This window comes from Streptomyces sp. W1SF4 (assembly GCF_003950035.1).
GTDB lineage: Bacteria > Actinomycetota > Actinomycetes > Streptomycetales > Streptomycetaceae > Streptomyces > Streptomyces racemochromogenes.
Genome location: NZ_CP034351.1, coordinates 357964 through 372334 on the forward strand (window position 1 = coordinate 357964; position 14371 = coordinate 372334).

Here is a 14371-nt window from a genome sequence, read left to right on the forward strand (position 1 = left end):
CCCACTCTCGGCCCCCCTCGCCCTGCGGCCATCCGTCACGTGACGTACGCCGTGGCACCGGGCCGTCTCAGTCCCCCGGTTCCCGCTCCACCACGTCGCGCAGCTGTGCGCGCGCGGACACGCCCAGGACGGGAAAGGCCTGGTAGAGGTGGGTGCCGACGGTGCGCGGGGAGAGGAACAGCCGCTCGCCGATCTCCCGGTTGGTCAGCCCCTGGGCGGCGAGACGGACGATCCGCTGCCGCTGCGGGGTCAGCGAGCGCAGGGCACTGGTGCGGGCCGATTCGACGGCGACGCCCGCCGCGCGCAGTTCGGCCTCGGCGCGGGCCGCCCAGGATCCGGCGCCGAGCCCCTCGAAGACCTCGCGCGCCTTGGTCAGGGCGTCGCGGGCGTCGGCGATCTGCCGTCGCCGGCGCAGCCATTCGCCGTACTCCAGCCACACCTGGCCCCGCTCGAAGGGCCAGCGCCCGCCCTCCCGGTCCTCCAGGGCCTCCCGGAAGTACGCGCCGGCCTCCTCCGGGGCCGCGAGCAGGGCCGTGGCGCGCAGCAGGATCTGGCGCAGCCGGACCGAGGCCCCGTCGCCGACCTCGGCGCGGACCCGGGCGAGTACGGTACGGGCGTCCCCGGTCCGCCCGGTGAGCACGGCGGCGGCCGCGAGATCGGCGACGCCGTAGCAGGACAGGTGGTAGTGCAGCGGCGCCCCCGGCTCGTCGTACAGGGCGCGCAGGTGACGGTGGGCGGAGGTGTGGTCGCCGAGGGCGGTGGCCGCCAGGCCGGCGGCACGGTGGGCGCGCGCCGCGGTCGCGAGCGCTCCGGCCGGCTCGGTGACCGCGAGGACGGCCGCCGCGTGCCGCAGGGCGGTCTCCGGCTCGCCCGTCAGCGCGCACACCGTGGCGAGGGCGGCCAGGGCGCGCGCGGGCCCGAGGGTGTGCCGGCCGGCGAGGAACCGCTCGGCCGGCCGCTCGACGCCGAGACGGGCGTCGGCCCACCGCCCGCCGTCGAGGTGGGCGAAGGCCAGGTCGGCGGCGGCGGTGCCGGCGTGGAAGTCCGCGGCGCCCTCCCACTGCGGGTTGACCAGTTCGCCCAGCAGGCTGACGGACGTCTCGGTTTCGTCGAGCAGCATGCACAGGACGCCCAGCGTGTGGCTCTCGGTCGGGATCAGACCCGGCGCGGCCGTCACGGCGGGGAGCAGGGCGCGGATCGCCGGGCCGTGGACGAACGGGTCCGTGCAGCCGGTGTCCCACAGGTGGAACGGGTGGCCGGCCATGCCCTCGTCGCCGGCCCGGGCCGCGAGCATGGGGCGGATCCGCTCCCGCTGCGCGGGCAGACCCGAGTGGTAGGCGATGCCGGTGGCGATCGTGCTGACACCCGCGTCGATCTGTGCCGCGCCGGGCAGTTCGTCCGGCACCACGAGGGCGAAGGCGCGCTCCATGCGCAGGGTCAGCATCGCGACGAGGCCGCTGAGCGCCGATATCCAGCGCCGGGCCTCCGGACCGGCGTCGAGGCGGGAGGCCTCGGCGGCCAGGGCTTCGGCCCGGTCGGTGTCACCGGCGACGACGGCCGCGTAGGCCGCGGTCGACAGCAGCCGTGTCCGCTCGGCCGCCACCGGGTGCAGCTGTGCGGCGCGTTCCAGTCCGGCGACGGTCTCGGCGACGGCCCCGCGGGCGAGGGCGCGCATGGCGGTGCCCTCCAGCTCGCCCGAGACCGCCGGATCGGGTTCGACCGCAGCGGCGGACAGCTGCCAGGCCCGCCGGTCGGGGTCGGAGCCGAGGGCGGCCGCCAGCGCCAGATGCGCGCGGCGCCGCTCGGCGAACGGGGCGGCGCCGTAGATGGCGGACCGGATCAGGGGGTGGCGGAAACTGATGCGGTCGGCCTCCAGACGCACCAGTCCGGCCCGCTCGGCGGGCAGCCACACCTCCGTGTCCGGACCGGACGGCAGGGCCGCGAGGACGTCGGCGAGGGTGGCACCCTCCGCGGCGGCGGCGACCACCAGCGCCGCACGGGTGGCGGCCGGCAGCTCGCCGACCTGGGCGGCGAAGGTGCGCTCCAGCAGATCGGTGACCGGTACCGGACCGACGGCGGGGAGCCGGTCCCCACCGCGGGCGGCGGACCGCGCCAGCTCGACCAGCGCCAGCGGGTTGCCGGCGGCGGTCTCGAGGAGCCGGCGGCGGGCCGGACCGACGGGCGCGCCCGGCTGCGCGGCGAGGAGTTCCTCCGCCTCGGCGGGCGGGAGCGGCGGCACGACCAGCTCCGGGACGGCCGGGTCGAGCCAGTCGGGGCGGCAGCCGCGGGCGGCGACGACCAGGCCGATCGACTCGCCGTCCAGGCGGCGGGCGAGGAAACCGAGCACCTGGCAGCTGCCGCGGTCGAGCCACTGGGCGTCGTCGACGGCCAGCACCAGCCGGGCGGTGGAGGCGACCTGGGACGTGAGGGTGAGCACGGCCAGGCTCATCATCATCAGGTCGGGCGGCGCCGGGTCGTCCCCGAGCCCGAACGCCGCCAGCAGCGCGGCCCGCTGACGGGGCGGCAGGCCGCCGGTCCCGTCCAGGACCGGCAGCAGCAGCTGGTGCAGGCCGGCGAAGGCGAGTTCGGACTCGGCGGCGTTGCCCCGTACGCGCAGCACCTGGGCCCCGGCCCGGACGGCCTCCTCGACGGCGGTGTCCAGCAGCAGGGTCTTGCCCACCCCCGCCTCCCCGAGCAGCAGCACCGCCGAAGACCCGCGGGGGGAGAGCGCCTCGGCGACGAACGCCCGCGCTTCCTGACGTCCGATCACCACAGAACTCCTGAAACTCTTCGCGCGGGACTACGGCCTCCGCCCGAACCGGCCGAGGTCACCGGCCCGGAGCATAACCGCCGCGGCCCCGAGGGCGAATTCGCGGAAGAACGACGGCGCACGACACACCCCACCACAGATCCTGCGGACACCGGAGCGCACCCCCACAGCCACACAAACCCCAACCGGCCCGCCCCCCCGCACGGCCCTCACGGGGGCGGCCCGCGACAGAGCCCGACGCCCGCCCCTCAGCCCGAACCGGCCGGCTCGCATGGGGTGGGTGAGCCACTCGCCCAGCAGATCTCAAGAACCCACGGGCCGTCGAACCGTGGGGAATCGAGGGGGAAGGCTCCCCGCCTGATGCCGCGGCCGCAGCAATCGCAGAGCAGCGTGGCAGCGGCGCCCGCGTCCTCAAGGACCCCAGCCACCTCGTCAGCTTCGAGCGAGCCGGGGACCATGATCTCCACGGGTGCTCCGGCGAGCAGAAGCTTGCTGTTCCAGAGACTGAGGCCGGTGACCGTACGTATGGCACGTACGGCCTCTGTTCCCCGGTTGCCGGCTGATGTCACCAGCACACGGAACCCTGGCTCCTCCACACGACCTCCCCTGACCCCCACCAAGCTGTCCGGCAAGTGAACCACCACCGCGATGGCTGAGTCTCCTGGGCGGGGGAGGCGAGGCTGCCGACGGCCCGCCTGCCGCCCGAGCGGTCCGCGAGGGGCCGGCACCGGTGCGGCGGTATCCGAGAGGACGCCGGGCGGGAGGCTTCGGCACCGGCGGCGGCCGCCCGCTACGCGACCGGAACGGCGGCGTCGACACCGGCCAGGGCGCCCGCCGAAGCATGGGCGTCCGCCAGAGCGGCGGCCACCGCGTCCACGAGCGGATCGGGGGCGTCCGCGCGGCGGGCCAGCACCACGCGGCTCGGCGGATGGCCGTCGACCGGGACGAACGCGATGCCGGGGCGCGCGTGCCGGCGCGCGGCCCCGGCCGGCAGTATCCCGGTCACCCCGTCCCACACCACCGCGTGCAGGCACTCCTCGACGGACGTCACCACCGGCCCGGGAGTGTCCTCGGCAGCGGCGAGCCAGTACGCGCGCCACCGCGCGTCCGTGCCGGCCGGCAGCCGGAAGCGCGGCCTCCCCGCGAGTTCCCGCACGTGCAGCCGCGACCGCGCGGCGAGCGCGTCGTCCGCGGGCAGCGCCGCCACCAGGGGCTCGACGCCGAGCTGACGTACGGTCAGCCCCGCGGTGTCGAAGGGGAGACGGGTCAGTGCCAGATCGGCCCGACGCTCCCGCAGCCCGCCCGTCGGATCGGTCACCGGCGCCTCGTGCAGCCTGAGCCGCAGCCCGGGGTGGGTGTCGCGCAGCACCGCGAGCGCGGCGGGGCAGGAGTCCAGGCCGGCTCCGGCGACGGCGCCCAGGACGACCTCGCGTACGGACTCCGCCGCCCGCACCCGCTCGCGGGCCCGCTCGGCCCGCGCCAACAGGTCGCGCGCCTCCGGGAGCAGCACCCTTCCCGCCGCCGTCAGGCGCGCCCCGGTCGGGATCCGGTCGAACAGCCGGCACCCCAGGTCCGCCTCCAGATCGCGGATCCGGCGGCTGAGGGGCGGCTGGGCGAGGTGGAGCCGCCCGGCGGCGCGGCCGAAGTGGCCCTCCTCCGCGACCGCGACGAAACAGCGCAACGCCCTCAAGTCCATGACCGGCCACGATACCGACAACGGCACCGCCCCCACGGAACCGGTCTTGGACGCGGAGGCAGCACCCGGGATGAGGTGGAGCCGTCCCCCCCCACCAACCTCCACTTCCCCAAGGAGTACCCATGTACGCCCACCCCGACGACCTCCACCGCGCCCGCTCCGTGGGCGCCGCCGCGGCGCCCGAGTTCGCGGCCTGGCTCGCCTTCCAGAAGGCGGTCGACCGCGAGGACGGCGCCGTCCCGCGCCGCTACCGCGAGCTGATCTCCGTGGCCGTGGCCCTCGTCACCCAGTGCGCGTACTGCCTCGACGTCCACACCGCAGCCGCCCGCAAGCACGGCGTCACCGCAGAGGAACTCGCCGAGACCGCGTTCGTCACCGCTTCGGTCCGCGCCGGCGGAACCCTCGCCCACGCCCTCCTCGCCGACCGCCTCTACGAACAGCACGGCCACCACGCCCCGTCCGCCACCTGAGCCGGGGCTGACCTCAACGCCGGGAAGTGAGGCCGGCGCTCGCCGCGGCAGGTGAGATCCTCAACGGATGACACGGATGAACGAGACATCCGCTGCCGTGGCGACGGCCCGGTGGCCGCTGACCTCGGCCGGGGGGACCGACTGGCTGCGGGAGCTCGCCGACGATGACGGCCTGACAGGCTTCATGCCGCCGGCACTGCCCGACGCCGCCTGGGTCCTGCACTCCATGTACGAACACGAACTCGGGCCCACCGGCATGTCCTACGCCGCGTACCAACGAGCCGTACTGAACGGCGGCGGGCCCGAGGTCATCCCGGGCCTCGACCCCGCGGACGTGTTCGGGGGAACGCCGGGCGAGCCCCCCGGCCCCCGTTGGCGCCGGCTGCGCTGGGCGGAACTCTCGAAGCGGACCGGTGATCCCGTGGCGCCCGAGGGGCGGCTGCCGTGCCACCGCTCGTTCCCCTCGCTCCGGGAGCCGAGCGGCTGGCCGGTCGGCATCGCGGGGCCGTCCGAGGGCCGTCTGGACCGGACCGACTGGAACCGCCTGGTCGACATCCTCACCCAGCACAGCCCGCAGGGTCCGCAGACCCGCTGCACGGCCTACTACAACCCGCTGCTGCACAGGGCTGAGGACTTCGACGACCTGCACCTGCGGGCCGGCACGCTCGCGGATGCCAAGGCACTGTACGACCACCCGGAGGAGGACGGTTGGACCCCCTCCAACCTCTGGGCCCAGGACCGGTCCTGGGTCCTCTGCACGGACTACGACCTCTGGGCCACCAAGGTCGCGGGCCCCGCCCCGCTCATCGAGGCCCTCCTGAACGACACGGAAATCGAGGCCCTCCGCCTGCCATGGGCCCCCTGACCCCGACCTCCCGCCCGAGGCCGCCGACGGCGGGCCAGAGCGAGCCGGTTCCCGCCCAGGTGTCCAGCCGGTCGCATGCCCAAGCGGGGTCGTACGCTGCCGTGGGCAGCCGGGCTACGCGCTTTCGGCCGGTGTCGGGGTCGTTCTCGGTGGCGATCAGCCCGGTTGCGCCGTCCGCGACGTCCGCCGCGTGATCGCACAGCACGAGGCGTGCGAGAGCCTGTCGGGTGAATCGGGCGCGGTCGGCGTCGTACGGGGTCGTCTCGGTCATCCCCACAGCCTCGCAGGCCGTATCCGCGGCGCGTACCCGATTTCCCACGGCGTCAGGTGGTCGTGTCAGTCCGGGGGTTTCGTCGTTTCGGGGGAAGGAGAGTTCGCAGACCCCTAGGAGGCGGATGTGGCGGATGATCGGATCGGGCTGGCCGAGGTGCTGGCGGCGGCGGAGGCCGCGGCGCCGGTGAACTCCCTCGACGTCGTGGCCCGCAACCTGCGCGACCGGTTCGGCGCCGCGTACGTGTCGTTCCTGTTCGTCGACGTCGTCGGGCGGCGCCTGCTGCGCGTCCACGACACGGCGGGCCCACAGCGGGAGGACCGAGCCGCGCAGGTGCCGCTCGCCGGCAGCAGCGTCTACGACGAGGTCCTGCACCATCAGCGCCTGCTCCTGGCGCCGGACGGCGGGCAGGGCCGGCGCGTCCTGGCGCCGGTCACCAACCGCGGGGACGCCATCGGCGTCCTGGAACTCTTCCTCCCCGACGTCACCCCGGGCGTGCTGGAGCAGATCCAGGAAGCCGCGCACGCGCTGGCGTACATCATCGTCACCGACCGCCGCTTCACCGACCTCTACCACTGGGGCAACCGCACCACCGAGGTCAGCCTCTCCGCGGAGATCCAGCGCCAGCTCCTGCCCGCCGCCTCCTCCTGCGAGGCCCCCCAGTTCACGCTCGCCGGCGCTCTGGTGCCGGCCTCCGACATCGCCGGCGACACCTACGACTACAGCCTCGACCAGAACACCCTGCACCTTTCGATCACCGACGCCATGGGCCACGACGTCAACGCCTCCCTCATGGCCACCCTCCTGGTCAACGCCTCCCGCGGCGCCCGCCGCGCGGGCGAAACCCTCGCCGAACAGGCCCGCCAGCTCCACCGGGCCCTCCTCGACCACGGCCACCACAGCATCGCCACCGGCCAGCTCCTGCGCATCGCCCTCGACGGCACCAGCGCCCAGCTCGTCAACGCCGGCCACCCCTGGCCCCTGCGGCTGCGCGACGGCACGGTCAGCGAACTGCCCCTGGCCGTGAACTTGCCCTTCGGCTTCGGTCTGCAGGGCACCTACCAGGTGCAGGACCTCGACCTGAGGCCCGGCGACCGGCTGCTCCTGCACACCGACGGCATGCAGGAACGCGACGCCGAAACCGTCGACCTCCCGGGTCTGCTCCGCAAGACCGCCTACGACCACCCCCGCGAGGTCGTACGCACGCTCGTCGGCGCGGTCTCCGACGCCTACGAAGGCCGCCCGCCCAGGGACGACGCCACCGTCCTGTGCCTGGACTGGCACGGCCCCCAGGCCGCCGACCCCACGACCACCTGAAAGCCGGCCGGTCAGGTGTGGATGCGGCTGTTCGGGCCGTCCTGGGCGTCGGCCATGTCCTCGTTGAACCAGTAGTCCCCGGCGGCGAGGTAGCGGAAGGAGTGGCTGCTGCCCTTGGGGAGTTCCACGGTGACGGCCCGGTTGCCGTCCTTGCGCGGGGTCAGGGCATGGACGCCGGGACGCCAGTCGTTGAAGTCCCCGACCACGCTCACCTCGGCCGCGGGCGTGTCGGCGGGCAGGACGAAGGTGACCTTGGCGGAGTTCTTGCGCAGGGCGCGTTCCAGCACGGCAGGGCTCCTCACGGCTGAAGCGGATGGGGCGGGATACGGCCCCATGCTCGACGCCGGCCACGGGACGGGACCGCTGACGCCGCCGTCCCGGCCGCACGCTCACCCACCCGCCACACCCCGAAGCACCCCAGCGTGTGACGGTCCGGCCGGGGGCCGACAGACCCTAGAGGTGGCCCAGGGCGAACGCGGACAAGAACCCGGCCACGGTGACCAGGCCCGTCAGCAGGTGCACCTTGCTGTAGGCCTCGGGGATCATCGTGTCCGCGATCATGGCGAGGATCGCCCCGCCCGCCACCGCCGTGATCACCGCCAGCACCGCCTCGGAGGCCCCGCCGAGCAGCGCGTACCCGGCGAGTGCCGCCAAGCCGCTGATCAGCGCGATGCCGCCCCACAGGGTGAAGACGTAGCGGCGGCTGCGCCCCGCGCCGCGCATGCCGGCGGCGCTGGCCAGGCCCTCGGGCAGGTTGCTGATGAACACCGCTCCCACCGTCGCCGCGCCCAGGTGCCCGCCTCCCAGGAGGCTGGTGCCGATCACCACCGACTCCGGAACCCCGTCGAGCAGCGCGCCCAGCGCGATGGCGTTGCCCGAACCGGGCGACTGCGACTCCGACGGCTGTTGCTCCCCGGAGCGCTTGCGGTGCTGGGCACCGCGCCGCGCCAGCAGCGCGTTCGCCCCCGAGTACACCGCGGCCCCGCCGACCGCGCCCCAGACGACGGGCCCGATGCCGGAGCGCTCGTACGCCTCGGCGATCAGCTCGAAGGACACCGCTGACATCAGCACGCCGCTGCCGAACGCCATGACGAGCGCGATCCAGCGGGGCGGGACCCGTACGAACAGGCCGATGGCGGCGCCGACCAGCAGCGCCGCGCCCGCGAACAGGCCCCACCCACCCGCAACCAGCGCTCCCACCACGACATCCCCTCTCCCGCTGACATCAGATGCTGCGCGTGTACCCGCCAACCCGGGCCGCAACGGCCTGTGCCGGCTCGGGTCGCCGGCGCTGTGAGCGGCCCGGCTTCCCCGCCGGCGGTGTACGCGGCCGACGCCCGGGCCGCTCACCCGGCCGGTGGCAACCCCCGCTGCGGCCGGTGTCGCGCGGGCCGGCATCCGCTGCCGGGTCCTACGGTGGGCGGACCGGCGAGAGGACCCCCGCGTGCAAGGCCACCACGAAGACGAGGACGGCAGCGAACGAATCGAGGTCGACGCCCGCGGCAGCGTCACCGTGGTCCGCCCCTACGGCGAGATGGACCTCGTCCGCGCCACGGCCTTCCGCCAGGCCCTCCACGACGCCCTGACCGCCGAGCCCCGGCCCGCCCGCGTCGTGGCCGACCTGCGGCACCTGTCCTTCTGCGACTCCTCCGGCCTCAACGCCCTCCTCACCGCCCGCACCCTCGCCGCCAGAGCCGGGCAGGATCTGCGCCTCGCCGGGCCCCGGCGTCAGTTCCTGCGGCTGCTGGAGATGACGAACGCCTCGGCCCTGTTCACGATCGACCCGGCCCCGCCCTTCTGACCGGCCCCCCTCGTCAGCGGCATGGCGCATCCGGGTTCGGGTCTGGCCGATCCGGAATCACAAAGCGCATAATTCAGACATGGAGCCGATAGGGCCGACAGGGCCTCGGACCAGCTGGACGTTCGTCACCCACCACGCCCGGATCCTCGCCAGCATCCTGGCAGATCCCGAGATACGGCTGCGGGACATGGCCCGGACCTGCCTGATCACCGAGCGTGCGGTGCAGTCCATCGTTGCGGACCTGGAGAGCGCCGGGTACCTCACCCGGGTGCGCAACGGCCGCCGCAACCTCTACAAGGTCACGCCCGGGACCCCCTTCCGCCACCCTGCCGAGGGCGGCCACGAGGTCGCGGACCTCCTGCAACTCCTGGTCGACCTGACCTCCAAGGCCGGGACGGCCGGCCGGCCCTCGCCGCACGGTGACCCCCGTGAGCGCGACCGGAGCGGCTGAGCCGCGGGCCGCGCGCCACCCCCATCCCGAGGGCCTCACGCAGCTTGGGTCGCGAAGGGAGCAAGGCCATGACCTCCCAGCCCGACCACGTCGCCGTGGTCTTCGAATCGGGCCCCCAGCGGGTCCTGGCCCGGGTCAGCGGCGAGATCGACATGGACGAAGCTCCGGGCCTGCGCGAGGAACTCACCGCGGCCCTGGAAGCCGGCGACACCGGACTCGACGTCGACCTGGCCGCCGTCACCTTCTGCGACAGCGCAGGACTGCATGTCCTGCTGGACCTGGACGAGCTGGCCGCGCAGGCCGGCAAGACGCTCGTCCTGACCGCGCTCAGCCGGCCGGTGGCCCGCGTCCTGCACCTGTCCGGGGTGGAGCGGGTGCTCACCGTCCGCCCCCCTGTCCTGTGGGTCGAGCACCGCCGCTACGGCCCGACCGTGCACCTCGCCCCCGTCGGCCGGCTCGACGAGAGCACCGGAGCGGTTCTCGAGGAGGCGACGGCCGGTCTCGCGGACGTGGACGTGGTGGCCTGCGACATGCAGGACCTGACCCTCATGGACGTCACGGGCCTGGACGCGCTGATCGGCTTCGCACGCCGCCTGGACGCGCGCGGAATCGCGTTCTTCGCCTACAACTGGCAGCCCCAGCCGCGTGGACTCCTGGACCTCGTCGATCAGCAGTACCCGCAGACCGAAAGGCCCACCCGGCTGCTGCGCCGGCTCCAGGACTTCGCCACCGCCGTCCGCACGGCCGGAGCGGCCAGAGCGGCCTCCGAGCCCCGGACCCGCCCGGGACCCGGCCGCGCCGGGCCCGAACGCCTGCGGCCAGGGGTGTAGGACACCCGCGCCGCGCCCACCCCCCCCGGTCAGGTCTCCGGCGCGAGGACGGACCGGGGGCTCAGGGTCCTGCGTACGAGGGCGTCGGCGATGTCGGCGGGCCGCCGGTGGTGCACGCGTGCGTAGGCCCGCAGCCGCGCTCCCGCCTCGGCGGGGGTGATGGCGGCGGTGGCGGCGAGCATGCCGGCGGCGATGTCCGGTACGCCCTTCGAGGAGAGCGCCGCCTGGGTGGCGGGTGACGATGTCATACGGGCGCAGCGGCTCCCGGTCCACGTCAGCACGGAGGTCGCGGCCACGCGGGCCAGCGCCTTCATGAGGCTCGCGTCCTGCGGGGGGATGGAGGCCGGGGTGCGGGCGAGGAGGTTCAGCGCGCCGATCGTCTCGTCGCCCAGGCGCAGGGGGAAGCCGTGGGCGGCCTCGAAGCCGGCGGCCCGCCTGACCGGTACCGCGGCGGCTGCCGTGGCCGAGGCCGTCTTCGCCCTGCACGCCGGCGCCGCCCCCGTCGAGCCGGGGCTGGAGCGGGCACTGGCCCAGACGATCGACCGGGCCCGCACCTCGCCCACGGAGCCGGACGCGGGCGCCTCCCGCCTCATGCCCAACGCCCTCGTCCTGCGCCAGCACCTCAACCACCTGCGCGCCGTCCGACGCCGTCTGCTGGCATCCCCCGAGGATCCGGCCACGCGCGCCGACCTCGGCAACGCCGCGTACACGCTGTGCGTCCTGATCGGGCAACGCAGCACCCACGCGGCTCTCCAGGCCGCCGAACAGTACTTGGCCGCGCGCAGGATGACGCCCGGGGCCGCCCCGAAGCCGTAGCGGGCCGCGGGCCGTGGCTCGCCGGCGCGGTTGACCCGCCCCGGACAGCCGGGCGCGAACGCCAGGGGTGACGGCGGCGATCCCGGGTAGCCGCGCCGACAGGAACTTCGCCGAGCCGCCGACGACCCGCAGACCACCGGCCGGGAGGGCCCATGACCCCGAAGCAGCACTCCACCCCGCCGGAGCGCCTCCGGGCCGGCCGCCGCACCGTCGAGATCGGCCGCCCGGACAAGGTCCTCTTCCCCGGCGACGGCATCAGCAAGAGCGACCTCGCCGGCTACTACCGGACGGTCGCCCCCCGCATCCTGCCCCACCTGCGCGGACGGCCCCTGATGCTGGAACGGCATCCGGACGGCATCGACGGCCCGGCGTTCATGCAGAAGGACGTCCCCGACCACTTCCCGGACTGGATCCACCGGGCCGAGCTGCCCAAGGAGGACGGAACCGTCACCTACGCCCTGTGCGACGACACGGCCACGCTCCTCTACCTCGCCGGCCAGGCGTGCATCACCCCGCACCGCTTCCTGTCCAAGGCCGAACGGCCCGGCCACCCGGACCGGCTGGTGTTCGACCTCGACCCGGCCGGTGACGACTTCGCGCCGGTACGGGACGCCGCGCGCGGCCTCCACCACCTCCTGGGCGAGCTGGAACTGCCGTCCCTGCTCATGACCACGGGTTCCCGCGGCCTCCACGTCGTCATCGCCCTCGACGGCCGTGCGCCCTTCGACGAGGTGCGCGCCTTCGCGCGCGGTGTCGCCGGCGTCCTGGCCGCCCGCCACCCCGACCGGTTCACCACCGAGCCCAGGAAGAAGGACCGGCGCGGCCGCCTGTTCCTCGACATCGGGCGCAACGCCTACGCCCAGACGGCCGTCACCCCCTACGCCGTCCGGGCCCGCCCCGGCGCGCCGGTCGCCGCCCCCCTGGCCTGGAGCGACCTCGACGATCCCCGGCTCACCGCCCGTCGCTGGACCCTCTCCACCATCGACGGCCTGTTGGCGGACGACCCGTGGACGACCCCTCCCCGGCCCCGCTCCCTCCGGAACGCCCGCGCCCTGCTCACCGCACTGGCGCCCGACGAAGGAACACCACAGCACGCGGTGTGAGGCTGCTGCTCGTCTGGCCCGGGTGGAGGTGCGGGGAGGGGTGGCGGCCCTCAGCATGGCCGTGACCCGACAACGTCGAGACAGGGATGTGTCATGCCCAGAGGTTCCAGCGCGAAGCGTGAGCGCCAGTACGAGCACATCAAGGAGTCCGGTGAGGAGCGCGGCATGTCGGAGGGCCGTGCGAAGGAGATGGCTTCCCGGACGGTGAACAAGGAACGCGCGCGGGCGGGGGAGAGCAAGACGGCCGGCCGCGGTTCCACGCAGGGCAGGTCGGCCTCGCAGCAGGGCGGCCAGAGGTCGGGTGGAGGCGGTTCGTCGGAGCGGAGCAAGGACGAGCTGTATCAGGAGGCGAAGGAGCGCAACATCGAGGGCCGCTCGACGATGACGAAGCAGCAGCTCAAGAACGCCCTCGGCCACTGACGGCCCTCCCACGGCGCATGCCCGCCCGTCGGAGCGGCCGGCTGAGGGCTGCACCGGGACTCGGCGCGGCAGGGCCCCTCACGGCCGTGCCCGCCGGGGCGGGCTGGTCGGGCGGGGCCGGTCCTGCGGCCGGTCAGGTGGTGGTGATGCGGGTGAGGGCGGCCTGGAGGCGGTGGATCGCCCCTTCCGCGTCCGCGTACTGCTGCGGGGTGGCCGCGGTGGTGCCGAAGGCGGACCCGCCCTCCACGGGCAGGGCACGCCAGTGCAGGACCGGGGCGAGGACGGTCGTGGCCGCGCCGAGGAACCAGGCCAGACGCCCGTGGACGCTGGCCAGGGCGATGGCCAGCACGGCCAGAGCCTCCCGCAGACACTCCAGCCGGTCGACCGCCGGCAGGGCCTCCTGCACGTGCGGGGGGCCGACGGCGGTGTGAAGATCGGCGGCCGCCTTCGAAGCGACCACCCGGTCAGCGGGGACCAGTTCCCAGGTGTGGTCCCGGACCTGCTGCTCGGCCTCCTCGGCCAGGCCCTCGATACCCGCCCGCATGTCCATGCACACACCCTAGGACCCCGGCCCGGCCACGGGGAAGGCGCCGCCCGGCGGCGGGGGACGGCCCCGGGGCCGGGGCGGCCGCCGATCGGTGGAGGTGAGCAGGTTCCCTGCTGCGTCACGACAGCCGTCCCGGTTGTCGCCTCGCATACCCGCGGCAACCGCCCTCACCCGGACATCGGGACAAGTGCCGCGTCCCGGCCGGGAAGCGGCACGGAAAACGGCGGTGGCCCGCACCCTCTCGGAGAGGGTGCGGGCCACCGCCGCGTGGAGACGGCTACCAGCGATACCAGCGGCCGCTGCCGCCCTTGGGACGGGCGACGAAACCGACCAGCCACAGCACCAGCACCGCGATGGCGACCCACCAGAGGACCTTCACCGCGAAACCGGCACCGAAGAGGATCAGGGCGAGCAGGAGAACGAGAAGCAGGGGAACCATAGTTATCAACCTCCGAGCCGTCGTGTGCCCCTCCACCCACCGCTCATGCGCGCGAACTTTATGTGTTTCCTACGCCCGTCGAGGGGCAGTTGAGATGGCCGCCTCGTCAAAGGGCCAGGCAGGACAGAGCTCTACGGGGCCTTCGGGGGGCCGGTGGCGATGATGCGGCGCAGGGACGCGCAGACGCGCTGGTGGCCGGGGGTGGGGCCGAGCCAGCCCGCCTGGTCGAGTTCGAAGTACATGTGGCTCTGCATGTCCCGGAGCGCCGTGTCCTTCGCCGCGGCCACGAGCTGTCGGCCTTCCTCGCTGTCGGCGGCCGTCGCCAGGGCGTCAAGGAAGCTTCGTTCCCAGCGGTGGACCCAATCCGCTTCGCCCATCCAGCTGTGGCTCCTCAGGTGGTCGCCCACGATCAACTGCTTCGACCGCTCATCCGTCAGCTGTCCCGCGAGTACCCAGGTCACAGCGACTTCGGCCGCTTCCTGCGTCAGCTTCTCGTCCGCCGGGCCAAGAGCACTCCACTCATTCATGATCATGATCCTACTGAGACCGGGTCACGGCGGTTCGGACGAAACCGG

Annotated in this window: 17 protein-coding genes; 9 read left to right on the plus strand and 8 right to left on the minus strand. The window is 74.3% G+C overall.

What is annotated here, in order from left to right; translation table 11 throughout:
• Nucleotides 1–67 precede the first annotated feature (67 nt).
• Both D1J60_RS35500 and D1J60_RS35510 read right to left on the minus strand, forming a co-directional pair.
• Nucleotides 68–2770 (minus strand): LuxR family transcriptional regulator, encoded by a 2703-nt coding sequence (locus tag D1J60_RS35500; protein WP_164721112.1) that lies wholly within the window; start codon nt 2768–2770, stop codon nt 68–70.
• 790 nt (nt 2771–3560) lie between these two features.
• On the minus strand, nt 3561–4466 hold the full coding sequence (locus D1J60_RS35510; protein ID WP_125824618.1) for a LysR family transcriptional regulator: 906 nt from the start codon (nt 4464–4466) through the stop codon (nt 3561–3563).
• 122 nt (nt 4467–4588) lie between these two features.
• Here D1J60_RS35510 and D1J60_RS35515 point away from each other — a divergent pair, with 122 nt between their 5' ends.
• From D1J60_RS35515 to D1J60_RS35525, 3 genes are all read left to right on the plus strand, one after another.
• Nucleotides 4589–4936 carry a carboxymuconolactone decarboxylase family protein gene (locus D1J60_RS35515; protein WP_125824619.1) on the plus strand — a complete coding sequence of 116 codons (348 nt, stop codon included), beginning with the start codon at nt 4589–4591 and terminating at the stop codon, nt 4934–4936.
• A gap of 76 nt (nt 4937–5012) precedes the next feature.
• Nucleotides 5013–5801: a hypothetical protein gene (locus D1J60_RS35520; RefSeq protein WP_125824620.1), complete on the plus strand. Its 789-nt coding sequence runs from the start codon at nt 5013–5015 to the stop codon at nt 5799–5801.
• A gap of 397 nt (nt 5802–6198) precedes the next feature.
• Nucleotides 6199–7389 (plus strand): PP2C family protein-serine/threonine phosphatase, encoded by a 1191-nt coding sequence (locus D1J60_RS35525; RefSeq protein WP_125824621.1) that lies wholly within the window; start codon nt 6199–6201, stop codon nt 7387–7389.
• 11 nt (nt 7390–7400) lie between these two features.
• Here the strand turns inward: D1J60_RS35525 and D1J60_RS35530 are convergent, their stop codons facing one another.
• Both D1J60_RS35530 and D1J60_RS35535 read right to left on the minus strand, forming a co-directional pair.
• On the minus strand, nt 7401–7676 hold the full coding sequence (locus D1J60_RS35530) for an isoamylase early set domain-containing protein (RefSeq protein ID WP_125824622.1): 276 nt from the start codon (nt 7674–7676) through the stop codon (nt 7401–7403).
• Between the two features lie 166 nt (nt 7677–7842).
• Nucleotides 7843–8592 carry a ZIP family zinc transporter gene (locus D1J60_RS35535; protein WP_125824623.1) on the minus strand — a complete coding sequence of 250 codons (750 nt, stop codon included), beginning with the start codon at nt 8590–8592 and terminating at the stop codon, nt 7843–7845.
• 241 nt (nt 8593–8833) lie between these two features.
• Here D1J60_RS35535 and D1J60_RS35540 point away from each other — a divergent pair, with 241 nt between their 5' ends.
• From D1J60_RS35540 to D1J60_RS35550, 3 genes are all read left to right on the plus strand, one after another.
• Complete coding sequence (locus D1J60_RS35540; protein ID WP_164721113.1) at nt 8834–9190, plus strand: STAS domain-containing protein; 357 nt, start codon at nt 8834–8836, stop codon at nt 9188–9190.
• Between the two features lie 79 nt (nt 9191–9269).
• On the plus strand, nt 9270–9641 hold the full coding sequence (locus D1J60_RS35545; protein ID WP_125824625.1) for a helix-turn-helix domain-containing protein: 372 nt from the start codon (nt 9270–9272) through the stop codon (nt 9639–9641).
• 68 nt (nt 9642–9709) lie between these two features.
• Nucleotides 9710–10471, plus strand: a complete 762-nt coding sequence (locus D1J60_RS35550; RefSeq protein WP_125824626.1) for an STAS domain-containing protein — start codon at nt 9710–9712, stop codon at nt 10469–10471.
• A gap of 29 nt (nt 10472–10500) precedes the next feature.
• Here the strand turns inward: D1J60_RS35550 and D1J60_RS35555 are convergent, their stop codons facing one another.
• The gene (locus tag D1J60_RS35555) at nt 10501–10719 is read right to left on the minus strand and encodes an ANTAR domain-containing protein (protein WP_125824627.1); all 219 of its coding nucleotides are present in this window, start codon (nt 10717–10719) and stop codon (nt 10501–10503) included.
• Between D1J60_RS35555 and D1J60_RS38450 the strand changes: the two genes are divergently transcribed.
• The 3 genes from D1J60_RS38450 (at nt 10700) to D1J60_RS35570 (ending at nt 12810) form a co-directional block, all read left to right on the plus strand.
• A complete protein-coding gene (locus tag D1J60_RS38450) occupies nt 10700–11287 on the plus strand; it encodes a DUF5133 domain-containing protein (RefSeq protein WP_241253680.1) in 588 nt (195 codons plus the stop codon). The two genes, D1J60_RS35555 and D1J60_RS38450, sit on opposite strands and share 20 nt — an antisense overlap.
• Nucleotides 11288–11439: 152 nt before the next feature.
• Nucleotides 11440–12390 (plus strand): non-homologous end-joining DNA ligase, encoded by a 951-nt coding sequence (ligD, locus tag D1J60_RS35565; RefSeq protein WP_125824628.1) that lies wholly within the window; start codon nt 11440–11442, stop codon nt 12388–12390.
• A 93-nt stretch (nt 12391–12483) separates the two neighbouring features.
• Nucleotides 12484–12810, plus strand: a complete 327-nt coding sequence (locus D1J60_RS35570; protein ID WP_125824629.1) for a plasmid stabilization protein — start codon at nt 12484–12486, stop codon at nt 12808–12810.
• Between the two features lie 133 nt (nt 12811–12943).
• On the opposite strand, the gene D1J60_RS35575 is transcribed toward D1J60_RS35570, so the two are convergent.
• The 3 genes from D1J60_RS35575 to D1J60_RS35585 form a co-directional block, all read right to left on the minus strand.
• Nucleotides 12944–13360, minus strand: a complete 417-nt coding sequence (locus D1J60_RS35575) for a hypothetical protein (protein ID WP_125824630.1) — start codon at nt 13358–13360, stop codon at nt 12944–12946.
• A 274-nt stretch (nt 13361–13634) separates the two neighbouring features.
• Nucleotides 13635–13796, minus strand: a complete 162-nt coding sequence (locus D1J60_RS35580; protein ID WP_125603700.1) for a hydrophobic protein — start codon at nt 13794–13796, stop codon at nt 13635–13637.
• A 131-nt stretch (nt 13797–13927) separates the two neighbouring features.
• Nucleotides 13928–14323 carry a hypothetical protein gene (locus tag D1J60_RS35585; RefSeq protein WP_125824631.1) on the minus strand — a complete coding sequence of 132 codons (396 nt, stop codon included), beginning with the start codon at nt 14321–14323 and terminating at the stop codon, nt 13928–13930.
• Nucleotides 14324–14371 lie beyond the last annotated feature (48 nt).